Origin of the sequence: Diaphorobacter ruginosibacter (assembly GCF_040396215.1) — a bacterium.
Classification (GTDB): domain Bacteria; phylum Pseudomonadota; class Gammaproteobacteria; order Burkholderiales; family Burkholderiaceae_C; genus Diaphorobacter_A; species Diaphorobacter_A ruginosibacter_A.
Genome location: NZ_JBEBOW010000012.1, coordinates 1 through 24709 on the forward strand (window position 1 = coordinate 1; position 24709 = coordinate 24709).

Below are 24709 nucleotides of genomic sequence, written 5' to 3' on the forward strand. Positions count from 1 at the left end.
TCTAAGGCGAACGGATGGCTTGCCGCGAGCGCGCATCGCGCCGCTCAGAGCGCTTTGGAAGTCGCAAGTTCCTTGCGCAGATTGCGGGCCTGCGTCTGATCCTGGAACGACACCACGGCCAGGTCGAGCAGCAACGCCATCGACATGCCAACGGCCAGCGTGATCACCATCAGCGGCAGGTCGAGCACGCTCACAATGTCAGAACCCGAGGGGATGGCGCGGCGGTTTTCGGTCGTACAGATGAATTCGGCTGCGCTCATTCCGGTGTAGTGCATCGCGCAGACGGCGATCGCCATCACGAATGCGGCCATGATGCGAGAGCCGAGATGCTGGACATGGAATGCCAGCCATAGCGCTACCGTGGCGGCGATCAGGGCGATCGCCACGGAGATTCCCACCCGGTTGAGGTCCCATTGGAAGTGGCCGCCGAAACGCATGCCGTACATGCCAAGGTAATGCATCATCACCGCGCCCATTCCAAGCATCGCACCGGCGGTCAGCAGGCGTGGCGGGCTATCCGGCTTGAGCGCGACGATATGGAAGGCCAGGCTGGATATGGCAATGGCCGCGATCAGGGAGATGAGTGTTTCCCAAATCGAATAACCAAGGCCCACGTCCATTCGCATGGCCAGCATGGCGATGAAGTGCATGGACCACACGCCTATGCCTCCGAATGCCACCCCCGCTCCTGCAATACTGAAGAAATAGGCCCGCCGGTTCCTGGAGTCGGGGCGCAACCTGCCCGCCGAATACAGCGCAACGAATGCGCCGATGACCGAAATCACATAGGACAGCACGACCAGTTCCGTGCTGTAGCTTGTATTGACTACTGCGTTCATGAATCTCTCCCATAGTGAATTGGTTGAGGACACAAAACGTCGTTGGACGCGGAACAGCAGGGGCGGGTCACTTGGAAATGCGATCGGGAACATGGAGAAAACCGCCCGCACTTGATAGCCAACGTCTTTTGACGTTGCGATATTTCTAACAATTAGTTTCTAAAGTGTCAAATAGATATGACTTGTTTGATTTGAATCTATTGCATTGAATCGAGATATTCCAATCGACGGAAACTGCAAGCCGTTTGGCGAACGGTGGAGTCTTTCAAGCAAAACACCCGGGAGCCTGGATGTGCATCCAGGCTCCCGGGTGTGGCTCACGCCGTTGCGGCGCTACTCTTTTTTCATGCCCCCGAGGACGGGGAGTGGGTCAGTGGGCGCGTCGGCGCAGCACCACGAGGCCCAGTATGGCCAGCAGGGCCGCCATCAGTGCCTGGCCCCATTGCGACAGCGTGGGCACCGGCGTCGGGCCGCCGGGCGTGGGCGTCGCGGTCTTCTCGGGCACGGTGGTCTGGGCCGTATCCTCGTTGTTGCTGTCGTCCGTGTCGCCGTCGGCCGTGATCGTGGCTGTGTTGGCCAGTGTCGCGGGACCGGTCACTGTTTCCGCGATCTGCGCCGTGAAGGTGAAGGTCCTGCTCTCGTCCTTGGCGAGCGCATCCACGCTGCAGTTCACTGTGGTGCCCGTGGCCGTGCAGCCCTCGGGCGATGCGATGAAGTCCAGGCCTTCGGGCAGCGGGTCGCTGATCTGGCCGGCCTGGCTTTGCGCCGGGCCGTGGTTGGTCACGACCAGCGTGTAGGTCAGCGTGGCGCCGGCTTTGGCCTGCGCCTGATCCACGGTCTTGGTCAGCGAGAGATCAAAGGCGACGTCCACCGTCGGCACTTCCTTGGTGCTCGTGTTGTTGGGATCCTTCGGATCACCGGGGCTGGTGATGGTTGCCGTATTGGCGATGCGGGTCTGACCGGCTTCCAGCTTGGCCACGGAGACGACGAAGTCATGGCTCAGCGAAGCGCCGGCGGCCAGATTGGCGATCTCGCAGCGCAGTGCGCGGCTTGTTTCGTCGTAGGTGCAGTTGGCGGGCTTGCTCAGCAGCGCCAGGCCCTGCGGCAGAATGTCTTCGAGCACGGCGCTGCCGTTCACCAGATCCAGGCGCGGGGTGGCGGCCGGGTCTTCTTCGTTCTTCACCACCAGGGTGTAGGTGAACTCGTCGCCGACCTGCAGGCCTGTTTCCGGGTAGCCGGTGGCGTCCTTGGAGACGGACAGGTCCACGTACTGCAGCGTATCGGGATCGACCAGTTCTGCGTCATAGGTGGAGGTGCGGTCCGAAGTCTGGTTGTTGGCTGTCACGTCCTGGCCGGGCAGCCTTTCCAGGTCCGCGCTGACCGTCGCCTCATGGTAGATGGTGCCGACCGCACGGCCTTCTTCCAGCGCCGATGATTTCATCGTGAATTTGATGCTCACAGACTCATCTGGCGCCAGCCAATCGAAATTGCACCGCAGGCCCGTCACGATGCCGTCCGTCGTGATCGTTGTGCAACTGCTTGCATCCACGGGGTGCGAAGCTCCGCTCGAAGATTCGACGCTGTCGATCTGCAGGAATTCGAAGTCCGCGGTGGAGCCGGTGGCAGGGAAGATGTCGGTCATCGTCACGCCCGTGGCGTAGGATTCCGATGCTCCGCTGTTCATCACCTTGATGGTGTATTGCGTCGTACCTTCCAGCGGAATGCCATCATTGGTGTGCTGCATGTTGATCTGCACGTCCACCACGGGCTCATTCAGCGTCACGGTGGCGTTGGCTTCGTTGTTGCCGTAATCGGTCTCTGGCGTGGGAGTGCTGACGGCCACTTCGTTGTACAGCGATTGCGGCGCGTTCTCGGTCACCGAGCGCAACACGTATGTCACGGTTACCTGCCTGCCGATGGCAAAGTCCGGGCTGCTCCAGGTGCAGGCCAGATGCGTGTACGGCGCGGCAATCACGTCACCGGCGGTGATGCTGGTGGCGATGCCGCGGTCGTCCTGCAGGTTGCAGGTACCGCTGGTGATCGTCGGCTTGCCCACCCAGATGGCGCCGACAGGCAGTTCGTCAACCACTTGCACCGCCTTGGCGGTGGAGGGGCCCAGATTCGATGTTGTCAGGGTATAGGTGATGGCCTGGCCGGCGGCTGCGGACGCCAGGGGGTTGCTCTTCTTTTCCACCTTCATGTCCGCCAACGCCTTCAAGGTGACCTCAGCTTCGGCCTTATTGTTGGTGTTGTCGTATTCCGCCGTGTCAGTGGAGCTGACCGTCGCGGTATTGGCGATCGTGTTCGTCGCGTCCGCCGCACTGGCGGGATCCACGTACTGGCGGGCCTTGATGGTGACCGTGTAGGCCAGGGTATTGCTTACCGGAACATTGCGCAGCGTGCATGTCACGGTGGACGATGTGCTGCTGTTGGTGCCGCTCAATTCACACTCATCCGCAGTGACGGTGCTGCCATCGGGCAGTGTGACTGCCGCCGTCAGATAGCGCCCGTTGCCGTAGAGGCTGACCCCTGCCGGCGTTGCCCTGGCTGTATTGATGAGGTTGTTCACCGTATCCTTCACGATCACGGTCTTGGCCATTTGCAGTTCTGTTTCCAGGGCCGTGGCGGGAACCTGGTTTTTCACCGTCAGGGTATAGACCACTTCCGAGCCGGATGCGCCGTCGCCATAGGTGCTGGTGTTCGAAGTGATCGCTGCTGCCTTGCCGATGTGCAGGTCGGCCTTCAACTGGGACAGGTTGACGTTCGCGCTGTTCACCGGGATGTTGATGATGGAGCTCTCGCGGCCCTCTATCCCCGTCACCGTCGCTGAATTTCCAATCTGCGCGAACTGGCCCTCCTGCGAGTCAAAATGCGGAATGACTTCAAGCACCAGGGTCTGGCTGGCGCCAGCGGGGAGGGCGGTGTCCGCATTGAGCGTACAGATGATTTCCGCGCCCAGAGTGTCTTCATCGGTGCTTGCGGGAGTGCAAGTCCAGTTCGAATTGGCGGCGACGCCCACGAATTGCAGGCGGCTGTCGAGCTTGTCGGTGATGGTGATGGTCTGGCCTGCCTTCACATCCAGCGGGCCGTTGTTCACCAATTTGATGGAGTAGCTGTAATTTGTCCCGGAGGCCACCACGGTCGAGCTGGGAGTCTTGGTGACTGACAGGTTGACCGTATCGCTCACCGTCATCGTCGCCGATGCCTGGTTGTTGTTCGTGTTGATTGATGGCTCGTTGGGAACCGCAACCACGGCATTGTTGGTCAGCGTGGCGCCTGTCACCAAGGCACTTTGGGCTACCGTGGCATTGATGGTGATGGTTTCCTGGGTGTTGCCCAGTTGCGTTCCGGTGTAGTCGCAGGTGACGACCTGCCCGATGGCCGAGCAAGCCCAGTTCGCACCGGTGAACCCCGTAAAGCTCACGCCGTTGGGCAGGGTGTCCGTCACGGTGATGGATGCCGGCTCGAGCAGGCCGGAGACACGGTTCACCTTCAAGGTGTATGTCACAGGCACGTCGGCTCCCGCGTCGGCGTCCAGGATGATCGGCGTGACGGTTTTCGTCAGCACGACGTCCATGTCGTTATTGGGCTCGGCGGTGATCTCGATGTTGGTCGTGTTGTTGTCCCATGCAGCTTCGGTGAAGGTCACCCCGGCGGCGCTCTGGCCGATGATCGATGCCTGCGCTGGCACTTCGCCGGTCACATCCACCACTGACTGGAAGCCCAGCGCGGGCAGGGCATCTCCCTTGGCGTAGCTCTGGCCTTCCGCAACGGTGTAGGTGCAGTCGTAATAAGGAGTTTCCGGAGTGGTGCTGGTGTCCGACCCCTGCTCGCAGGTCCAACCTGCGCCCTCCGGCGTGCCGGTGAAGGTCGTGCCTTCCGGCTGTGCGAAGCGCACTATGGCCTTTTCACCAGTCTTGAGCGGATAGGCGTAGGTTGAATTCGCATTGCTGGCCTGCACCGTGTACGTCACCACATCGCCCTGGGTCACCGTGGAGCCGTTGGCCGGGGATGTGATTTCCACAGCCAGATCGGCGCGCTCATAGGTGGTTGCAGCACGGCTGATGTTGCTGTTGTTGGCGGAGTCCGGGTCGGTGTTGTCGACAGCCGGCTCGGTGGTGGCATACGCTTTCCACTCCGTGCTTTCGCTGGGCAGGACCACCTTGAAATCCACGGTTGTGAAGTCCGTGGCCGTCACCGAGGGCAGAGTGCAGGTGATCGTGGTGTTGTTTGCGGTGATGGTGGTGCCAACGGCGGGGACATTGCTGCACGCCACGCCAGGTGACGTATTGCCGATGCCCTGGAAGATGGCTCCCAGCGGCAGGGTCTCTGTCAGTTGGACTCCGTACAGCGTGCCGCTGGCGCCATTGATCTTGACCTTGGACTGGAAGATGAACTCTCCGCCGGCCGGGCCGTTGTCTGCCGCGACATTGCCCGCAGCCTGCTCCAGAAGCAGGTCCTGATTGACGAGCACGTCGTAATGGGTAGCGGCATGAGCCATGCCAGCACTGGCGGCCAGCACAAGGGCCGCGCCATGAGCTACCAGCCGGCGAGTCCCTCTTTGCCAGGACCCGCTACTGCGTAGGGTGTAGATATTCACTGGATTTCCCCTCTGATTTACCGAAAAACGAGTTCACAGAGGCACACAATTCATGGCAATTCCAGATATTTGCTTGATGTGTTTGTGATAACTCGCGCGTAATTGAGCGCGGAATTATTGATTTGAAACATCACGGAACAATTTAAACAATTGACAATCATCGATACTTATGGCATGAGTAATATTGTTTTATTATTAATTTGCATGTTTCAATAGATTTAATAAATTGCGTGACGCCTTTGACTGTCGGGTACGCGAGGAAGGCGTTGCTCATCTCATTGATTCAAACAAGGCTGCGGGCGAGTCACGGTGCTGAAATCACTGGAAACCATGCGTGGCGCGAGCGCGGGGGGGCGGTGGGCTGGCGTGAGGGCGGGCCCTGGCGTGAGGCATGCCGGATTCACTCCTTAGAATCACCCTCATGTCCATGCATTTCGATCTGGTAGACCTGCGGCTGATGGTGCATATCGCCGAAGCCAACAGCATGACGCGGGGGGCCGAGCTTTCATTCATTTCGCTGCCCGCGGCGAGCACGCGCATCAAGAATCTGGAAGAGAGCATCGGCACCAGACTGCTGTATCGCACCAGCCAGGGAGTGACCCTGACTCCGCCGGGGCAGGCATTCGTTGCGCATGCGCGCACGGTGCTGGGCCAGATCGAGCATTTGCGCGGCGACATGCAGGAATATGCGCGGGGCATCAAGGGTCATGTGCGCGTATTCGCCAATACGACGGCGCTCGGCGAGTTCCTGCCGCCCGTGCTGCGGCATTACCTGAGCTGCAATCCGGATGTGAATATCGATCTGCGCGAGCGCCTGTCCAATGACATCGTGCGCGCCGTGATGGAGGGTCAGACCGATATAGGCATCGTGGCCGGACTGGTGCGGACCGAGAATCTCCAGACGCTGCCCTATCATCGCGACCGGCTGGTGCTGGTGGTGCCGCAGGGGCACCTGCTGGCGAACGCGCGGGTGGTGGAGTTCGTGGATACGCTGGATTTCGACTATGTGGGGTTGCATGAGTCGAGCGCCATCCATGCGTTCCTCAGGCGCGCGAGCGATCAACTGCACAAGCCGGTCAAGCAGCGCATCCAGTTGGGGAACTTCGAGACCGCATGCCGCATGATCGAGTCCGGCGTGGGCGTCGGCGTGCTTCCCGAATCGGCGGCGGGCCGGCATGCGCAATCCATGAAGATCGCCATCGTCCCGTTGGCGGACGGGTGGGCGGTGCGCGAGATGCAGATCTGCGTGCGCAGCATGGAGGCATTGCCGTCGTTCGCACGCGAGCTGGTGGAGTTGCTGGTCGCCGACGCACGGGGCGAACTGCCCCTTGATTGAATATCGAAAAAAGGAGACGTCGTGAGCGAGAGCGTGGATTGTGTGGTCATCGGCGCCGGCGTCGTCGGCCTGGCCGTGGCCCGGGCGTTGGCAATGCGTGGGCGGGAGGTCCTCGTTCTGGAAGCAGCCCATGCGATCGGCACCGGAACATCGTCGCGCAACAGCGAGGTGATCCATGCCGGCATCTACTATCCGCAGGGCTCGCTGAAGGCCCGGCTTTGCGTGCAAGGCAAGCAGTTGCTCTATGCCTATTGCGAGGAGCGGGGCATCGCGCACCGGCGCTGCGGCAAGCTGATCGTCGCCACGTCAGCGCAGCAGCGCGGGCAACTGCTGGCCATTGCTGAACACGCGCGCGCCAATGGCGTGGACGATCTTGAACTGCTGACGGCGGCGCAGGCCGCAGCGCTGGAGCCCGCATTGCAATGCGTGGCCGCGCTGCTGTCGCCCGGCACCGGCATCATCGACAGCCATGGCTTGATGCTGTCGCTGCTGGGCGACGTGGAAAATCATGGCGGCGCTCTCGCGCTCCAGTCGCCGGTGGAGAAAGCGGTCTGCACGGCGGACGGCATTGCGCTGTGGGCGGCTGACGGCACGCAGTTGCTGGCCAGGACCGTGGTGAACGCGGCGGGCCTGTATGCTCCAGCCCTTGCGGGGCGGTTCGAGGGTTTGGCGGCGGATTACGTTCCACGCGCGCATTACGCCAAGGGAAACTACTTCACGCTGTCCGGGCGGGCTCCCTTCACGCGCCTGATCTATCCGGTGCCCGAGGCGGCGGGCCTGGGCGTGCATCTGACGCTCGACCTGGGCGGCCAGGCCAAGTTCGGGCCGGACGTGGAATGGGTCGACGGCCCCGGGGACCTTTGCGTGGACCCGGCGCGTTGCGTGGGCTTCTACGACGAGGTGCGCAAATATTGGCCGGGTCTTGCGGATGATTCCCTGGCCGCGGGCTATGCGGGCATTCGTCCGAAGATTTCGGGCCCCGGCGAGCCTTCCGCCGATTTCATGATCCAGGGGCCGCGGGTGCATGGCGTGCAGGGGCTGGTGAATCTGTTCGGGATCGAATCGCCGGGCCTGACCAGTTCGCTGGCCATCGGCGAGCACACCGCCGGGCTGCTGGAGCCTTGAGGGGCGTTGTAAATATCCAGGCGCTCGCCCCGCCGCATGCACAGGATTGCGGGGAATTCGTTAGCAAAGGTCTAAGATGTGGCTTAGGCCTACATGTAGGGCAATTGCCTGCATTTATCGTTGTTCCAACTTTCATCTATAGGACGAGGTTTTTTATATGAGCTCCGCAGCAGACAAAATTTCTGGCGCACAAGAAGACCTGGAGAAACTGGTGAGCGATTTGCGCGGACTGTTGTCCAGCAAGGACCTGGACAGCGTTCCGGAGATCCGCCAACTGCGCAAGCGCCTGGATGAGAGCCTCTACAGCGCCCGTGAATCGGCCATTCGCGCAGCCCAGGAAGCGGCCTACCAGGCCAAGGAGGCGGCCAGGGTAGCCAACGACTATGCGCACGACGAGCCCTGGCGTGTTGCCAGCGCCGCGCTTGCCGTGGGCGCGCTCGTGGGCTTTCTGCTCTCGCGCCGCTGAAATCCTGCTTTTTCCGGATTCCACATGAGGGAAGGAAGCGGCCCGGGCACCGCCTGGGTCGCAGTGAAATAACAAAACGGGAAAGGCAGGCTGGCGCATGAACCTTTTTGCTTTGCTTGGACTGGAGGGCCTGGTTGCCCGCTGGCGCTCCAATGTGATCGAGGGAGCCATCGCGGTGGAGGACCGGCTCGAGCTGGCCGGTATGGAGTGGGCCGACCAGAAGCGGCGCATGTTGGTGGTGGCGATTCTCGCCATCGTCACGGCCGGGCTGACGACGATCGCGCTTTTCATGTTCTCGATGGCGGTGCTGGTGACCTACTGGGATACGCCGGACCGCGTGACCGTGGGCTGGATTCTGGCAGGCGTCTGGATATTCCTCTGGATCGTGGTCCTCATATCGCTCGTGCTGATCGCCAGGCGTGCCGGAGATGCCTTTGCGTTGACCCGGCGCGTGCTCGCTCGCGACTGGAAATATGTGAAGGACCAACTGTGACGAGCTCATCGAACCGCTCAGGCGCGTCGGCAAAGCCGGTGGCCGCCGCTCTTTCCCGGGAAATGGATGCCGCGCATGCGACCATGGCACAGCGCGAAATTCTCTGGCGCATCGAGACCCAGCGCGAGCGGCTGGCCGCTCGCAGGTCGGCGCTCAGGCAGGCCGCGGCCTTGAGGGAGAGCGCCTCGGACCGCGTCGATGCCGATGCTTCGCTGCCCTTGCGTCTGCTCGCCTTTGCGCGGATGCATCCGATGGCGGTGGCGGCAGTGATCGGCGTCGCGGGTGCGGCGGCGGGGCCGCGCAAGCTGCTTCGCCTCGCCGGCGTGGTGCTGCCCATCGTGATGCGGATGCGCCGCTGAGCGCACTGTCGCCTCTGCGGCAAGATAGCCCGTGCCTGTGGCCGGGCTCGCGGATCACATGTTCTTGATGGCCCGAGCCGCCTGTGCGACCAGTTCCGGGCCTTTGTAGATCAGGCCGGTGTAGATCTGGACGACGTCGGCGCCCGCGCGGATCTTGCCGACGGCATCCTGCGCGCTCATGATGCCGCCCACGCCGATGATGGGATAGGCCGGGCCCAGATCGGCGCGCAGCTGCGCAATGACGCGGTTGCTTGCTTCGAGCACCGGTGCTCCGCTCAGTCCGCCGGTTTCCTGCGCATGCGCCAGGCCCTTGACCGCATCGCGGCCGATCGTGGTGTTGGTGGCGATCACGCCGTCCATGCCGTGGCGCTGCAGCGTCGCGGCGATCAGCCGTACTTGCGCTTCATCCAGGTCGGGCGCGATCTTCACGAAGATCGGGACGCGCCGGCCATGCGCGGTGGCCAGTTTCTCGCGGTGTCCGGCAATGGCCGACAGCAGCCCGTCCAGCGCTTCATCGCTTTGCAGCTCGCGCAGGTTCTTGGTATTGGGCGAGCTGATGTTCACCGTGACGTAGTCGGCGTGGGGGTAGACGCCTTCCAGGCAGGCCAGGTAGTCGCCGGTGGCATCCTCGATGGGCGTTGCGGCGTTCTTGCCGATGTTCAGCCCCAGCAGCATGGGCTTGCCCTGCGCGCGGGTCTGCGAGCGCTTGACGTTCCGGATGAACGCATCCAGTCCCTCGTTGTTGAAGCCCAGGCGGTTGATGAGCGCGTTGGCCTCGGGAAGGCGGAACATGCGCGGCTTGGGGTTGCCGGGCTGCGCCTTGGGCGTGACGGTGCCCACTTCGACGAAGCCGAAGCCCATGGCGGCGAGGCCGTCGATCACGCGCGCATTCTTGTCGAGGCCAGCGGCCATGCCGACGCGGTTGGGAAAACGCAGGCCGGCCAGCTCGATGGGGTCGCTGACGGTCGGGCTGCACCATGCCCACTGAAGCGGGGTGCGCTGCCCTCTTGCCAGCATGTCCATGGTGAGTTCATGGGCCTTTTCCGGGTCCATGCCGAAGAGAATTGGGCGAGCGAAAGCGTAGGGTAGGAGAGACATTGGGATAATTCGAGGTTCAACTCCGATTTTCGCCCATGACGACAAGCAATTCACTTTCTCAGGATCAACTCAAGACTTTGGTCGGCCAGGCCGCATTGGAATATGTGCGGCCGGGCGAGATCGTGGGGGTTGGAACGGGCTCGACCGTCAACAAGTTCATCGAGGCCCTGGCTTCCATGAAAGACCATATTCGTGGAGCGGTTTCCAGTTCGGTTGCGAGCACCGAACGATTGCGCGCGCTCGGCATCACGGTCTTCGATGCGAACGAGGTGGACTCGCTGTCGGTGTACATCGATGGCGCGGATGAAATCGATGGCCGGGGTTTCATGATCAAGGGAGGCGGCGCCGCGCTCACGCGCGAGAAGATCATCGCGGCGCTGGCCAGGCGTTTCGTCTGCATTGCCGATGAGTCCAAGCTGGTCGATGTGCTGGGCCAGTTCCCGCTGCCCGTGGAGGTCATTCCCATGGCCGCCGCGCAGATCCGGCGCCGTTTCGAAGCCATGGGCGGCAGCGCATCCATCCGGCAAAAGGACGGGCTGCCGCTGGTGACCGACAACGGACAGCACATCATTGACGTGCGCGGGCTCGCCATCAGCGAGCCGCTGCAGTTCGAGAGCGCCGTGAACCAATGGCCGGGCGTGGTCACCGTGGGTGTGTTCGCGCACCAGAAGGCCAGCCTGTGCCTGCTGGGAACGGCGCAGGGCGTGCGCAAGCTGGAATTCTGACTCGATTGCCGGCGGGCCGAACAGGCAGCGCGGCCCGGCGCAACAGCCGGATCGCGCTACCGAGCCGCCGAGCCGTCTGGCCAGCAAGCAGGCTAGTAGCCCCGGCTGCCGGCTTCGCCCTGCAATTTGAGCAGCATGTCCTTGGTCGGGTATCCGTCGGCGGGCAGGCCCACGCTTTTCTGGTACTCGCGCAGCCCGATGCGGGTTGCCGGCCCGGCCACGCCGTCCGGAGCGCCGGTGTCGAACCCCTTGAGGTTGAGCGCCTCCTGCATGGAGCGGACCTCCGAGCGCGAGAGCGGCTCCAGATCGCGCGGCCAGCTCGAACGCAATCCGCCCGCGCCATCGATCTGCTGCGCAATCAGCGCCACGGCCAATGCGTAGTTGTTGGAGTTGTTGTACTTGAGGAGCGTGCGGAAATTGTTGCCCACCAGAATGGCCGGGCCGCGCGCGCCCGCGGGGGTGATGATGGATGCGTCGGGCAGCGGGGGCAGCGGCCCGCCGTCCAGGCCGCGCACGCCCTGGGCTTGCCAGTCGGAGGCCGGTTGGGTGACCTTGACCTCCGCGCGCGAGAAATCGAACCCCTCGGGCAGGCTGACTTCCGCGCCCCAGATCTCGCCCGTCCTCCATCCCGATTGCGCGAGAAAGTTGGCGGTCGAGTTGATCACGTCCGGAATGCTTCCCCAGATGTCGCGCCTGCCGTCGCCGTCCGCGTCGACCGCGAAACGCTGGTAGGCCGAGGGCAGGAATTGCGTATGCCCCATGGCGCCAGCCCACGAACCCAGCATTTGCGATGCGGGAATGTCGCCGCGGTCGATGATCTTCAGCGCAATCAGCAATTCGCGGCTGGCCCATTCGTAGCGCCGCCCGTCATAGGCCAGCGTGGCGAGCGCATCCACGGCGCGGAAGCTGCCGAAGTTGCGGCCGAAATTGCTCTCCATGCCCCAGATCGCGGTGATCACGGATGCGGGGACGCCATAGCGCTCTTCGGCGGCATTGAAGGTTCGCTTGTATTTGCGTATGAGCGCCTTGCCCTGGTCGATGCGGGCCTGGGTCACGGCGCCGTCCAGATAGGCCCAGGGCGGGCGCGTGAACTCGGGCTGCGCGCGGTCCAGCTCGATGATGCGCGGGATGAATTGCGCATGGCTCAGCGCAGTGCGGATGGTGGTGTCGCTGATGCCGGACTGCGCAGCGCGCTGCTCGAAGGTTTTGAGCCACTGCGCGAAACTCAGGCTTTTTGCGGGGCCGGACGGCTGCTCTGGCATGGAGACCGCTTCGCCCGCCGCGGCCGCCGGAGCCGGTGCGGGCGCGAGGGGTTGGGCCGCCGGGGGTGCGGCTGCGGGCGCCTGCGCCGTGGTTGGGGGCGGCGCGGATGTTTGCGCGCCATTGGACGGGGCTCCGGCAGGCTGGCGGACCGCGCTCCTGGGCGTGGAGGTGCATGCTCCGAGCAGGATGCTCAATGCCAGCGCGCCTGCGGCCGGGCAGGCCCATCGCTTCATGCCGGGGACTGCCGGCCGGCCTGTTTCTGGGTAAATGACGTGCATCCGGCTATTGTGCGGGCAGCAAAGGCATACTTGGGCCTGCCTCAGCCCTGGACAGCAATTTTTTACATGCACACTTTTCTCTGGCACGACTACGAAACCTTTGGCACGGATACCCGCCGCGACCGCCCGGCGCAGTTCGCCGCCATCCGCACCGATGCCGAACTCAACGAGATCGGCGATCCGCTGATGCTTTATTGCCGGCCAGCCAACGACTACCTGCCCGACCCCGTGTCCTGCCTGATCACCGGCATCACGCCGCAGTTGTGCCTTGAAAAAGGCTTGCCGGAAAGCGAATTCGCCGCGCGCATCGAAGCGGAGATGGCGCAGCCCGCAACGATCGGCGTGGGCTACAACACCATCCGTTTCGACGATGAGATCACCCGTTTCATGTTCTGGCGCAATCTGATCGATCCCTACGCGCGCGAATGGCAGAACCAGTGCGGGCGCTGGGACCTGCTGGATGTGGTGCGCATGATGCGGGCGCTCAGGCCCGATGGCGTGCAGTGGCCGTTGAACGATGAGGGCCAGGCCAGCTTCAGGCTGGAGCACCTCACCAAGGCCAATGGCCTTCAGCATGACGCCGCGCACGATGCGCTTTCGGACGTGCGCGCGACGATCGCGCTGGCGCGCCTCATCCGCGCGCGCCAGCCCAAGCTGTTCGACTACGCGCTCAGCCTGCACAGGAAGGAGCGTGTGATCGCCGAGCTGCGCCTGCCCGCGTCCATCGATCAGGCGCGGCCCTTCCTGCACGTGTCGGGCATGTTCCCGGCGGAGCGCGGGTGCCTGGCCGTCATGTTTCCGCTCGCCAGCCATCCGGGCAACAAGAACGAGGTGCTGGCCTGGGACCTGTCGCAGGATCCGCGCGAGCTGGTCGATCTGGATGCGGACTCGATCCGGCTTCGCATGTTCAGCAAGGCCGCCGATCTCCCGCAAGGCGTGGAGCGCCTGCCGATCAAGAGCATTCACCTGAACAAATCGCCCATGGTGGTCGGCAACGTCAACACGCTCAGCGCCGAGATGGCGGCTCGCTGGGGAATCGACCTGCCGGCAGCGGCACGCCATGCGCAGGCCGCGCGGGAACTGCCTGACATGAGCGCGATATGGAGCGAGGTGTTCAAGCGTCCGGCTGCCGAGCCGCTCGACGTCGATCAGGACCTGTATGGCGGTTTCGTCGGCAATGAAGACCGGCGTCGCCTGAATCATCTGCGCATGCTGTCGCCGCACGAACTGGCCAGCGAGCGTGCGGGCTTCGACGATCCGCGTCTGGCCGAATTGTTCTGGCGTTACCGCGCGCGCAATTTCCCGAACACCTTGTCGCAGCAGGAGCGTGAGCGCTGGGAAGCGCACCGGCAGGAAGCCTTGGTGGAGGGCGCGGGCGGTGCGCGCACCTTCGACATGCTGTTCGCTCAGCTCGACGAACTGGGCGCCGAGGCCGGCGAGCGTGACGCCGGCTTGCTTGAAGCGGTGTATGACTATGCGGAATCGATCTCTCCCGATCTTTCATGACGCGCCGCCAGCGTCGCCAGCGCCACGAACGCGCTTGTGACGCATGAACAGCCACGCCGCGTCATCAGCGCCATGCCCGGAGGAGGCGGGAAAGACCCTCGCCGGATTCATCGCGGCGCATCCCCGCCTGCTCGTGCTGACCGGCGCGGGCGTGAGCACGGCCAGCGGCATTCCCGACTACCGCGATCTGCAAGGGCAGTGGAAGCGCGCGCAGCCCGTGTCATACCAGGCCTTCATGGGCAGAGAGCTCACCCGCCAGCGGTATTGGGCGCGCAGCCTAGTCGGCTGGCGCACTTTCGGGCGCGCCACGGCGGCTCCCGCGCACCGTGTGCTGGCGGACCTGGAGCGCAGCGGCCTGGTCGAGTTGCTGGTGACCCAGAATGTGGATGGCCTGCATGAAGCGGCGGGCAGCCGGCGGGTCGTGGATTTGCACGGCCGCCTGGACGCCGTGCGCTGCATGGATTGCGGTGCGCGCCTTGCGCGCGAGCTCTGGCAGGAGGCGCTCATCGAGCGGAATCCGGCATGGAGCGCGCTCTCGGCGCTCAGCGCTCCCGACGGGGATGCGGATCTCGAAGCGGTGGATTTTGCGCAGTTCGTCATTCCGCCTTGCCCGTCGTGCGGATCGCGCCTGCTCAAGCCCGACGTGGTGTTCTATGGCGAGTCGGTGCCACGCGAGCGGGTGGGGCGGGCCATGGACGCCCTCGGGCGTTCACGGGCGCTGCTGGTGCTGGGCTCCTCGCTGATGGTGTATTCCGGCTATCGTTTCGTCCTGGCGGCCCGCGAGGCCGCGATGGCCGTGGCGGCGGTGAACCAGGGCGTCACGCGGGCCGATGGCGCTTTCACGCTCAAGCTGGCATCGGATGTAGGACGGACTCTGCAAGTTGCCGCATCCATCCTACATGGCTGACATCCAATTCTTGATAGCTTGAGACCGCCGCATCAGGGCATCCAGCCTTTTGCGGGACTACGAGGACGACTCACGGGACATGCGTGCACATTTGAACAACCGGCGTGATGCGCCATCCGCCTCATCCTCCGCTGCCGATGCGCGCGCGCATCAAGGCATGCCCGCGCGGCATCCCGAGGCTGACCGGCTCGGCATGCGCGGCACGCCGGAGATTCCGGTCACCGGCATCCGTGTTTTCGTGAGCATGGGCATTGCCGCGCTGGCCATCGCGGCGCTGTATTTCGGCAGGCCGGTGCTGGTGCCTCTGGCGCTTGCGCTGTTGTTGAGCTTCATGCTGAACCCGCTGGTCATGCGCCTCAAGCGCTGGGGTGTTCCCAAGGTGCTTTCGGTGGTGGCCGTGGTCGCCATGACCTTGATGGTGCTGGGCGTGGGCGGCTGGTTCGTCGGCAACGAGGCGCGGGACCTGAGCGCACAACTGCCTTCCTATCAATCGAACATCCGCACCAAGCTGCGCAATCTGCGCTCGCAGATCCGCGCGCCGGGAATGTTCGAGGGCGCGCGCAAGACCCTGGACGTGGTGCAAAAGGAAGTGGAGGCGGCCGCCGCCGAATCAGGGGACGGCAGGCGCAGGCCCTCGGTGCAGAAGGTTCAGGTGGTTCCGACCGAGCGCTCGCCGGTCGATCAGGCGGCCGCGGCGCTGGAGAGCGCGCTGGGGCCGCTGTCCGAGGCTGCGCTGGTGCTGGTGTTCGTGATCTTCATCCTGCTTGACCGCGAGGATCTGCGCGACCGCATGCTGCGGCTGTGGGGCCGCAACCTGCATCAGGCGACCGATGCGATCGACGAGGCCGGCGAGCGCATCTCCAGATACCTGAGCATGCAATTGCTGGTGAACGTGAGCTACGGTATTCCGATGGCGGCGGGTTTGTGGTTCATCGGCATTCCGGGCGCGATGCTGTGGGGCGCACTGGCCACCGTCATGCGCTTCGTGCCTTATGTCGGGCCGATGATCTCCGCCGTGTTTCCGCTGGCGCTGGCCTTCGCCGTCGATCCGGGGTGGCAATTGGTGTTGTGGACGCTGGCGTTGATCCTGGCGCTGGAGCTCGTCAGCAACAACATCATCGAGCCGTGGCTGTACGGCGCCAGCACCGGTCTGTCGGCCATGTCCCTGATCGTCGCCGCCACCTTCTGGACGGCGATGTGGGGGCCGATCGGGCTGATCATGTCCACGCCGCTGACGGTATGCCTGCTGGTGAGCGGGCGCTATCTGCCGCAACTGTCGTTTCTCGACGTGCTGCTGGGCAGTCAGCCCCCGCTGGACGAGCCCACGCGGATCTATCAGCGCCTGTTGGCCGGAGATGCCGACGAGGCATGCGACATCAGCCTGCGCATCGTGGAAGATGGCGATGCGTCCGTGCAGGCGTTCTACGCAGGCGTTGGCGGCGAGGTCCTGCGCATGGCGGTGGGCGACCATGCGCGGGCCGCGACGGCCGAGCATCGGCTGCGGGTGGTCGATGGCATGGATGAAGTTCTGGATGAACTGGAGGCGCAATATCCGTCCGCCAAACTGCCTTCGGTAGCCCGCGTCCTGTGCATGGGGGGCAAGTGGGAGGTCGATCAGCTCGCGGCGCGCATGGTGGCGCACGGCGTGCGGCTTGGAGGGCATGCGGTGAAGCTTGCGGGCAGCGACGTGCTGTCGAGCCAGAACGTGATGCCGCGCCCGCAGTTGCTGCGCGGCGACGTGGTCTGTGTGAGCTGGATGTCGGCGCAGCCGCATGCGGCCGCGCGCGCCTTGTGCCGACGCATCCGCCGCGCCTGGCCGCAGGTCGGCATCGTGCTGCATTTCTGGAACCTGCCGCAGGAGATGCCCGAGCGGCAGCTCGCCGAATTGTCGTCCGGGCTGGGGGCCGACCGTGTCGTGCAGGCCTATGGCGACGTGATGGCTGCCGTGCGCGAGCAACTGGGCGACCTGGACACCGAGTCGTTCGAGCCCGCGCCCATCCCCAGGAACGATGACAGGCGCGTCAAGGCGCTGGAGGCCAGCGGGGCAAGGGACAGCGAGAGATTCCGCCAACTGGCCCAGCAGGTCGCCAAGCGCGCATCGGACATCTTCGACGTTCCGCTGGCGGCGGTGACGCTGATCGACCGGGAGAGCGAACACATCATGGCGATGCACGGAGGCCTGAGCGTTCAGAACGACGAGAGCGTGCGCGACGAGGCTCCACGCCGCTTTCAGATGTCCATGGACCGGGCGCAGGCGCTGGGCGCCTTCGTGATCCATGAGGATGACGTGGTCCATGTGGAAGACCTTCAGCATGATCCCCGCTTTGCGGGCAATCCCGTCTTCAAGGCGGTGGGTGCGCGGTTCTTTGCCGGCGCGCCGGTGCGCGACAAGGCGGGCATGCCCATCGGCGTGCTGAGCCTGGTGGATTCCAGGCCGCGCGAACTCAGCGAGCGCGAAATGCGCCTGCTGCAGGCCATGGCCAATGACGTGATGGAAGAGTGGACGGGAATCGATCTGCCGGACCGAAAGGAGCCGCCGCAGGCGAACTCAGCGACCCTGGGGCAGTCCGTTCCGGGCTGAGTCGGCGGTGCGCGAGCGCCATTCGCCGCGCGTGAGGCGATAAAGGCGGTGCGGCCGCAGCGCGCTGCCTTCGGCGACCGCCGGATGATCGAAGTCGTCGGCGGGATCGTTGCGCATGCCAAGGCGCTCCATGACCGCGCTGGAGCGCTGGTTTCCGCGCGCTGTGAAGGCGACGATCTCCGGCAGGTTCAGCGCCTCGAAGCCTATGCGCACGGCAAGGCGGGCCGCTTCGGTGGCCAGTCCCTTGCCCCAGAACGCGCGGTCCAGGCGCCAGCCCACTTCCACGCATGGCGAAAAGGGCAGCTCGGCCTGCGGTATGTGCAGGCCGACGAAGCCGATGAAGCGAGGCTCGTCTTTTTCCTGAAGTGAATCAACTGCCCAGAAGCCCCAGCCGCGCTGTTCGATGAGCGCATGTATGCGCGCCGCGTGCGCATCGCTTTGCTCGCGCGAGAGCAGGGCGGGGAGGTGGCGCATCACCTGCGGGTCGCAGTTGATGGCGGCAAAGGGCGCGAGATCCTCCTTCACCCATTGCCGCAGACGCAGCCGGCCGGTACGCATCCAGTCTTCGGGAATGAATGTGTACGCCGGTATGCCGAATGGCAGGGGGGCTTGCAGGATCACGCAGGTTTACTTGGTGCCGAAAATGCGGTCGCCGGCATCGCCCAGTCCGGGCAGGATGTAGCCGTGGTCGTTGAGCTCGCGGTCGATGGCCGCGGTGAAGATCGGCACGTCGGGGTGGGCCTTCTGCATGGTCGCGATGCCTTCGGGCGCCGCCAGCAGGCAGACGAACTTGATGGAGCGCGGCTGGAGTTTCTTGAGCCGGTCCACGGCAGCCGCGGCGGAGTTGCCGGTCGCCAGCATGGGGTCGACGACGATGATGTCGCGCTCATGCATTTCCGAGGGCATCTTGAAGTAGTACTCGACGGGCTGAAGGGTCTCGGGATCGCGGTACAGCCCGATGTGGCCGATGCGCGCGCCCGGTATCACGTTCAGCATGCCGTCCAGGAAACCGTTGCCGGCGCGCAGGATGGATACCAGCACCTGCTTTTTCCCGTCGATGACCTTGCCTGTCATCTTTTCCATGGGCGTCTCGATCTCGAGGTCCTGCAGCGGCATGTCGCGCGTGATCTCGTAGGCCATCAAGGTGCTCAGCTCGCCGAGCAGGCGGCGGAAGCTGTTGGTGCTGGCGTCCTTCTTGCGCATCAGCGTGAGCTTGTGCTGGACCAGGGGGTGGGTGATGACGGTGACGGGTGCGGTGTTGGAGCTCATGGCTGTTTTTGTTTTTGCGGGATATATCCGGGAGGGGAAGTCTGCCAGAAAGCGATGCCCGCCTCGGTCCAGGGGGTGGAAGCGCCGGGCCCCGGGGGCTGGCATGCGGATGGCATTATCGCTCCGCCGCCGCCCGGCATGTCCTTGGGCGATCTCTTGGGTGACTCCTTGGGCGATCAATCGCTGCCCAGCAGCCGCCCATAGTTCGCCAGATCGACGTTGCCGCCGCTGATGATGATGCCCACGCGCTTGCCCCTGAAGTCCACTCCGCCGTGGCGGGCGCCCGCAAGCGAGAGCGCGCCGGTGGGCTCGACGACGATCTTCATGCGCTGCGCGTAAAAGCGCATGGCCTCGGCCAGTTGCGCGTCGCTGGCGGTGACGATGCCGCTCGCGCCGCCGCGGATGATGGCGAAGGTGATGTCGCCTAGCGCCTGGGTCTGCGCGCCGTCGGCGATCGTCTGGGGCGTGTCGATCCTGACGATCTCGCCCTTGCGCAGTGATTGCTGGCCGTCGTTGCCGGCCTCGGGTTCGACGCCGAAGACCTGGCACGCGGGCGCCATTGCCTTCGCGGCAAGCAGCGTGCCGGAGAGCAGGCCGCCGCCGCCCAGCGGTGTGAAGAGGTAGTCGAGGCCGGGCACGTCCTCCAGCAGTTCGAGCGCCGCCGTGCCTTGCCCCGCGATCACGTGAGGATGGTTGAAGGGCGGCACCAGCGTCATGCCGCGCTCGCCGGCGATGCGCTGGCTGATCGCCTCGCGGTCCTCGGTGAAGCGGTCGTAGGTGACGACCTCCGCGCCATAGCCGCGCGTGGCGGCCAGTTTGGCCGCTGGTGCGTCCTCGGGCATGACGATCACCGCGGGCATGCCGAGAATACGGGCCGACAGCGTGATGGCCTGCGCGTGGTTGCCCGATGAGAAGGCGAGCACGCCGCGTTTTCTTTCTTCGGGCGTGAACTGCGCGAGCGTGTTGTAGCCGCCGCGGAACTTGAACGCTCCCATGCGCTGGAGGTTCTCGCATTTGAAGTACAGCTCGGCGCCCAGGAGCGCATCGGCGGTGCTCGAGCGCAGCGTCGGCGTGCGGTGCGCCACGCCTTTCAGGCGGGCTGCGGCGGCTTTCACGTCATCGAAGGTGGGGAGCGAGGGGGAAGTCATGGCAAATGTTTTCCTTCTGTGTCATTTCTTGCGGCCGCCGAGCAGGCCGCCCAGCACGCCACGCAGGATTTCCTTGCCCAGGTTGGTGCCTACCGTGCGCACGGCGGACTTGGCCATGGTCTGTACCAGGCCGTCCTTCTTGCCGCCGCGCGGACCGGTGCTGCCGAACAGGACGTTGTTGAGCTCGTCCATGATGCCGCCTTCGGCGCCTTGCGATGCCTGGCCCTTCTGTACGGCGGCGCTCGAGGCCTGGCCTTCGGCGCGTCCACGCAGGATCTCATAGGCGGATTCGCGGTCGATGGGCGTGTCGTAGGTGCCGGCCACCAGCGAGCCGGCCATCAACGATTTGCGCTGGTCAGCGGAAATCGGGCCGATCTGGCTGCCCGGGGGAATCACATAGACGCGTTCGGTCGGCGTGGGGCGGCCCTTGGGGTCGAGAAAGCTGATGAGCGCCTCGCCCACGCCGACTTCGGTGATCGCCGCCTCGATGTCCAGCCCCGGATTGGGGCGCATGGTGGTGGCGGTGGCCTTCACGGCCTTCTGGTCGCGCGGCGTGAAGGCGCGCAGCGCGTGCTGCACGCGGTTGCCGAGCTGGGCGAGCACGCTGTCGGGGATGTCCAGCGGATTCTGCGTGGCGAAGTACACGCCGACGCCCTTGGAGCGCACCAGCCGCACGACCAGCTCGATGCGTTCGAGCAGCGCCTTGGGCGCTTCGTTGAACAGCAAGTGGGCTTCGTCGAAGAAAAAGACGAGCCTGGGCTTGTCCGGGTCGCCGATTTCCGGCAACTGCTCGAACAGCTCGGAGAGCATCCACAGAAGGAAGGTGGCATACAGGCGCGGCGAATTCATGAGCTTGTCCGCCGCGAGGATGTTCACCACGCCCTTGCCGCCCACGGTCTGCATGAAGTCCTGGATGTTGAGCATCGGCTCGCCAAAGAATCTGTCGCCGCCTTGCTGCTCGATCTGCAGCAGCCCGCGCTGGATCGCGCCCACGCTTGCCGGACTGATGTTGCCGTATTCGGTGGTGAACTGCCTGGCGTTGTCGCCCACGTGCGCGAGCATGGCGCGCAGGTCCTTCAGGTCCAGCAGCAGCATGCCGTTGTCGTCGGCGATCTTGAACACCAGATTGAGCACGCCCATCTGCGTGTCGTTCAGGTCGAGCATGCGGCCCAGCAGCAGCGGCCCCATGTCCGAGATGGTGGCGCGGACCGGATGGCCCTGGTCGCCGAACACATCCCACAGCGTGGCGGGGCAGGCGAAGGGCTCGGGCCGGGGCAGGCCGCGCTCATCGAGCGTCGCGGCCATCTTGTCGCCGATGCTGCCCTGCTGGCTGATGCCGGTGAGATCGCCCTTGACGTCGGCAAGGAAGACTGGAACGCCGATCTTCGAGAACTCCTCCGCCAGTTTCTGCAGCGTGACGGACTTGCCGGTGCCGGTCGCGCCGGTGATGAGACCGTGGCGATTGGCCAGCCCCGGCAGCAGGTGGCATTGGACTAAAGCGTGCTGGGCAATGAGTAGTGGTTCAGCCATGGCAGTGAATGAGTGTGTAGGGATTCGAAGTCAAAAGTAAAATCGCGCTCAGTGGATTATTAAATCAGAAGGACTCCCTGTGGCAGGACACAGTAAATGGGCGAACATCCAGCACCGCAAAGGTCGCCAGGATGAGAAACGCGGCAAGATCTGGACTCGCATCATTCGTGAAATCATGGTGGCTGCCCGGCAGGGCGGTGGCGACCCGGATGCCAATCCGCGCCTGCGCCTGGCGATCGACAAGGCCAAGGCAGCCAATATGCCCGCGGACAACATCAAGCGCAACGTGGACAAGGCCACCGGCAACCTCGAGGGCGTGACCTACGAGGAAATCCGCTATGAGGGCTATGGCATCGGCGGCGCGGCAATCATTGTTGACACAATGACCGATAATCACGTCCGCACCGTCGCCGAAGTGCGCCATGCGTTCAGCAAATACGGCGGCAACATGGGGACCAATGGTTCGGTTGCTTTCCAGTTCAAGAACGTGGGTCAATTGATCTTCGCGCCGGGTACGGACGAGGACAAGGTCATGGAAGTGGCGCTCGAGGCGGGTGCCGAGGACGTGATCACGGACGAGGAGGGCGCCATCGAGGTGCTGACCGCCCCCGCCGATTTCGAGGCCGTGAAGAATGCGCTGCAGGGCGCGGGCCTCGTGGCCGAGGTGGCGGACGTGACCATGCGCCCCGATGTATCGGTCGCGCTCGAAGGCGACGATGCCGCGCGCATGCAGAAACTGCTGGATGTCCTGGAAGACCTGGACGATGTACAAGAGGTCTACCACAACGCAGAGTTGTGATGAGGCTATGACAAGAAAATGAAAGTCCTCGTGATTGGTGGCGGCGGCCGAGAACACGCACTGGCCTGGAAGCTCAACGGCTCGCCCAAGGTCACCAAGGTCTATGTGGCGCCGGGCAATGGCGGCACGGCCTTGAATCCCGATTTCGTGAATGTTCCGCTCAGCGACCCGTCGCAATTGCGCGAATGGGCGCAGAAGGAAAAAATCAACCTGACCGTGGTGGGCCCGGAAGCGCCTCTGGCTGCGGGCGTGGTCGATGAGTTCCGCGCGCATGGGCTGCGCATCTTCGGCCCGACGAAGGCTGCCGCGCAGCTGGAAAGCTCCAAGGCGTTCTCCAAGGACTTCATGAAGCGCCACGGCATTCCAACGGCGGCCTACGAGACCTTCAGCGATCCGGTGGCCGCGCATGCGTTCATCGACAAGCTCGGCGCGCCCATCGTGGTGAAGGCCGACGGCCTGGCCGCCGGCAAGGGCGTGGTGGTGGCCACGACACTGCAGGAAGCCCATGAGGCCGTCGATTTCATGCTGGTTGACAACAAGTACGGCGTTTCCCACAACGACGGCGGCGCGCGCGTGGTTATCGAGGAGTTCCTTGAAGGAGAGGAAGCTTCGTTCATCGTGATGAGCGACGGCAAGAACGTGGTGGCGCTGGCCACCAGCCAGGACCACAAGCGCCTGAAGGACGGCGACCAGGGCCCGAACACTGGCGGCATGGGCGCGTACTCTCCCGCGCCCGTGGTGACTGCCGACGTGCATGCGCGCGCCATGCGCGAGATCATTCTGCCGACGGTGCGCGGCATGGAAAAGGACGGCCTGCCCTACACCGGCTTCCTGTACGCCGGCCTGATGATCGACGCCAAGGGCCACCCCAAGACGCTGGAATTCAACTGCCGCATGGGTGATCCGGAAACCCAGCCGATCATGATGCGCCTGAAGAGCGATCTGCTGGACATCCTGTCCGCTGCCGTGGACGGCAGGCTCGACCAGGTGGAGATGCAATGGGACCGCCGTACCGCGCTGGGCGTGGTGATGGCCGCTCACGGTTATCCCGAGAGCCCGCGAAAGGGGGACGCCATCACCGGCCTGCCCGAAGCCATGGACGATGCCATGGTGTTCCATGCCGGCACGGAACTGGTCGATGGCGTGGTGCGCACCAGCGGCGGCCGCGTGCTTTGCGTGACGGCGCTGGCCGACAACGTCAAGCAGGCGCAGCAGCGTGCCTACGATGTGGCGCGCGGCATCTATTTCGACGGCGCGCAGTATCGTCGCGACATCGGCCATCGCGCCGTGAAGAACCACGTCTGATGATTCCTGATTCCACCCTCCAGCCGGCAGCCAGCGTGCAGCGCGTGCGCGAGTACCTTGTGGGCCTGCAGGCCCGCATCACTGAAGCGCTCGAGGCCGTTGAAGGGCCGCTGGAGCAGGGCGGCGCGCGTTTTCTGGCCGATCCGTGGAACAAGGGGCCGCAGGAGCGCCTGCGGGGTGACGGCATCACGAAGATCATGGAAAACGGGCGCGTGTTCGAGCGCGCCGGCTGTGGCTTCTCGCACGTCAAGGGCGCGCAGTTGCCGCCTTCGGCCACCCAGCACCGGCCGGAGCTGGCGGGCGCGCCGTTCGAGGCCATGGGCGTGTCGCTGGTGTTCCATCCGCGCAATCCCTATGTGCCCACGGTACACATGAATGTGCGCATGATCGCCGCGGCCGGGCCTGGGGGCGAGCCGGTCTGCTGGTTCGGCGGGGGCATGGATCTCACGCCGTATTACGGATTCGACGAAGACGCGGTGCACTTTCATGAAGTGTGCCGTGATGCGCTGGCGCCCTTTGGCGGCGGCCTCTATCCACGCTTCAAGCAGTGGTGCGATGAGTACTTCTGCAACAAGCATCGCAACGAACAGCGCGGCGTCGGCGGGATCTTCTTCGATGATTTCTCCGAGCTGGGCTTCGAGCGGAGTTTCGCCATGCTGCAAAGCGTCGGCGATGCCTTCGCCCGGGCCTATCTGCCGATCGTCGAGCGCCGTGTGGATACAGAATACGGCGAGCGCGAGCGCGACTTCCAACTGTACCGCCGGGGCCGCTACGTCGAATTCAACCTCGTTTGGGATCGCGGCACGCATTTCGGCCTGCAGTCGGGTGGGCGTACCGAGTCGATCCTGCTGTCCATGCCGCCGCTGGTGAGCTGGTCATACCAGCGCGCATGCGAGCCGGGCTCGCCGGAGGCGCGGCTGACCGATCACTTTCTGCAGCGGCGCGACTGGGTCTGAGGCCTCGACGCGCCGATTGTCTATAATTTTCACCATTTTCCGTGTCGCGGATAGCGGCACGGACCTCCAACATATTCGAGATACTGAACGCGCCCGGGTGGCAATCCCTGTTGCCCATGATTTCGC

20 protein-coding genes are annotated in these 24709 nt (G+C 64.3%); 12 read left to right on the forward strand and 8 right to left on the reverse strand.

Features of this window, described 5'->3' with window-relative positions; translation table 11 throughout:
* Positions 1-44: 44 nt before the first annotated feature.
* On the reverse strand, positions 45-839 hold the full coding sequence (locus ABWP92_RS03160) for an MHYT domain-containing protein (RefSeq protein WP_353233896.1): 795 nt from the start codon (positions 837-839) through the stop codon (positions 45-47).
* A 370-nt stretch (positions 840-1209) separates the two neighbouring features.
* On the reverse strand, positions 1210-5340 hold the full coding sequence (locus ABWP92_RS03165) for an IPTL-CTERM sorting domain-containing protein (protein WP_353233897.1): 4131 nt from the start codon (positions 5338-5340) through the stop codon (positions 1210-1212).
* 520 nt (positions 5341-5860) lie between these two features.
* Here ABWP92_RS03165 and ABWP92_RS03170 point away from each other — a divergent pair.
* From ABWP92_RS03170 to ABWP92_RS03190, 5 genes are all read left to right on the forward strand, one after another.
* Positions 5861-6775: a LysR substrate-binding domain-containing protein gene (locus ABWP92_RS03170; RefSeq protein ID WP_353233898.1), complete on the forward strand. Its 915-nt coding sequence runs from the start codon at positions 5861-5863 to the stop codon at positions 6773-6775.
* A gap of 21 nt (positions 6776-6796) precedes the next feature.
* Complete coding sequence (locus ABWP92_RS03175) at positions 6797-7900, forward strand: NAD(P)/FAD-dependent oxidoreductase (RefSeq protein ID WP_353233899.1); 1104 nt, start codon at positions 6797-6799, stop codon at positions 7898-7900.
* 157 nt (positions 7901-8057) lie between these two features.
* Positions 8058-8366: an ElaB/YgaM/YqjD family protein gene (locus ABWP92_RS03180; protein WP_353233900.1), complete on the forward strand. Its 309-nt coding sequence runs from the start codon at positions 8058-8060 to the stop codon at positions 8364-8366.
* 97 nt (positions 8367-8463) lie between these two features.
* Positions 8464-8859, forward strand: coding sequence for a phage holin family protein (locus ABWP92_RS03185; RefSeq protein ID WP_353233901.1), 396 nt, complete (start codon positions 8464-8466; stop codon positions 8857-8859).
* The gene (locus ABWP92_RS03190) at positions 8856-9218 is read left to right on the forward strand and encodes a hypothetical protein (protein ID WP_353233902.1); all 363 of its coding nucleotides are present in this window, start codon (positions 8856-8858) and stop codon (positions 9216-9218) included. Before ABWP92_RS03185 ends, ABWP92_RS03190 begins: the two co-directional genes overlap by 4 nt.
* A 54-nt stretch (positions 9219-9272) precedes the next feature.
* Here ABWP92_RS03190 and ABWP92_RS03195 read toward each other — a convergent pair whose 3' ends face one another.
* Entirely contained in the window at positions 9273-10316 is a 1044-nt protein-coding gene (locus tag ABWP92_RS03195; protein WP_353233903.1) for a quinone-dependent dihydroorotate dehydrogenase, read from the reverse strand.
* Positions 10317-10351: 35 nt separating this feature from the next.
* Between ABWP92_RS03195 and rpiA the strand changes: the two genes are divergently transcribed.
* Entirely contained in the window at positions 10352-11041 is a 690-nt protein-coding gene (gene rpiA / locus ABWP92_RS03200; RefSeq protein WP_353233904.1) for a ribose-5-phosphate isomerase RpiA, read from the forward strand.
* A gap of 92 nt (positions 11042-11133) precedes the next feature.
* Here rpiA and ABWP92_RS03205 read toward each other — a convergent pair whose 3' ends face one another.
* The gene (locus ABWP92_RS03205) at positions 11134-12537 is read right to left on the reverse strand and encodes a lytic murein transglycosylase (RefSeq protein ID WP_353233905.1); all 1404 of its coding nucleotides are present in this window, start codon (positions 12535-12537) and stop codon (positions 11134-11136) included.
* 111 nt (positions 12538-12648) lie between these two features.
* Here ABWP92_RS03205 and sbcB point away from each other — a divergent pair, with 111 nt between their 5' ends.
* From sbcB to ABWP92_RS03220, 3 genes are all read left to right on the forward strand, one after another.
* A complete protein-coding gene (sbcB, locus tag ABWP92_RS03210; RefSeq protein ID WP_353233906.1) occupies positions 12649-14088 on the forward strand; it encodes an exodeoxyribonuclease I in 1440 nt (479 codons plus the stop codon).
* A 43-nt stretch (positions 14089-14131) separates the two neighbouring features.
* Positions 14132-14995: an NAD-dependent protein deacetylase gene (locus ABWP92_RS03215; RefSeq protein ID WP_353233907.1), complete on the forward strand. Its 864-nt coding sequence runs from the start codon at positions 14132-14134 to the stop codon at positions 14993-14995.
* Positions 14996-15074: 79 nt separating this feature from the next.
* A complete protein-coding gene (locus tag ABWP92_RS03220; RefSeq protein WP_353233908.1) occupies positions 15075-17576 on the forward strand; it encodes an AI-2E family transporter in 2502 nt (833 codons plus the stop codon).
* Here ABWP92_RS03220 and ABWP92_RS03225 read toward each other — a convergent pair.
* The 4 genes from ABWP92_RS03225 to ABWP92_RS03240 form a co-directional block, all read right to left on the reverse strand.
* Positions 17544-18134 (reverse strand): GNAT family N-acetyltransferase, encoded by a 591-nt coding sequence (locus ABWP92_RS03225; protein WP_353233931.1) that lies wholly within the window; start codon positions 18132-18134, stop codon positions 17544-17546. The genes ABWP92_RS03220 and ABWP92_RS03225 overlap by 33 nt on opposite strands.
* Before the next feature lie 69 nt (positions 18135-18203).
* Positions 18204-18845, reverse strand: coding sequence for a uracil phosphoribosyltransferase (gene upp / locus ABWP92_RS03230; protein ID WP_353233909.1), 642 nt, complete (start codon positions 18843-18845; stop codon positions 18204-18206).
* Between the two features lie 176 nt (positions 18846-19021).
* Positions 19022-19993, reverse strand: coding sequence for a threo-3-hydroxy-L-aspartate ammonia-lyase (locus ABWP92_RS03235; protein WP_353233910.1), 972 nt, complete (start codon positions 19991-19993; stop codon positions 19022-19024).
* Positions 19994-20014: 21 nt separating this feature from the next.
* Entirely contained in the window at positions 20015-21523 is a 1509-nt protein-coding gene (locus ABWP92_RS03240) for a helicase HerA-like C-terminal domain-containing protein (RefSeq protein WP_353233911.1), read from the reverse strand.
* A 79-nt stretch (positions 21524-21602) separates the two neighbouring features.
* Here ABWP92_RS03240 and ABWP92_RS03245 point away from each other — a divergent pair, with 79 nt between their 5' ends.
* Genes ABWP92_RS03245 through hemF form a run of 3 tightly spaced genes read left to right on the forward strand, consistent with a single transcriptional unit; the run spans position 21603 to position 24583 of the window.
* Positions 21603-22322 (forward strand): YebC/PmpR family DNA-binding transcriptional regulator, encoded by a 720-nt coding sequence (locus ABWP92_RS03245; protein WP_353233912.1) that lies wholly within the window; start codon positions 21603-21605, stop codon positions 22320-22322.
* A gap of 18 nt (positions 22323-22340) precedes the next feature.
* A complete protein-coding gene (gene purD, locus ABWP92_RS03250) occupies positions 22341-23627 on the forward strand; it encodes a phosphoribosylamine--glycine ligase (protein ID WP_353233913.1) in 1287 nt (428 codons plus the stop codon).
* Positions 23627-24583 carry an oxygen-dependent coproporphyrinogen oxidase gene (hemF, locus tag ABWP92_RS03255; protein ID WP_353233914.1) on the forward strand — a complete coding sequence of 319 codons (957 nt, stop codon included), beginning with the start codon at positions 23627-23629 and terminating at the stop codon, positions 24581-24583. Before purD ends, hemF begins: the two co-directional genes overlap by 1 nt.
* Positions 24584-24709: the final 126 nt, after the last annotated feature.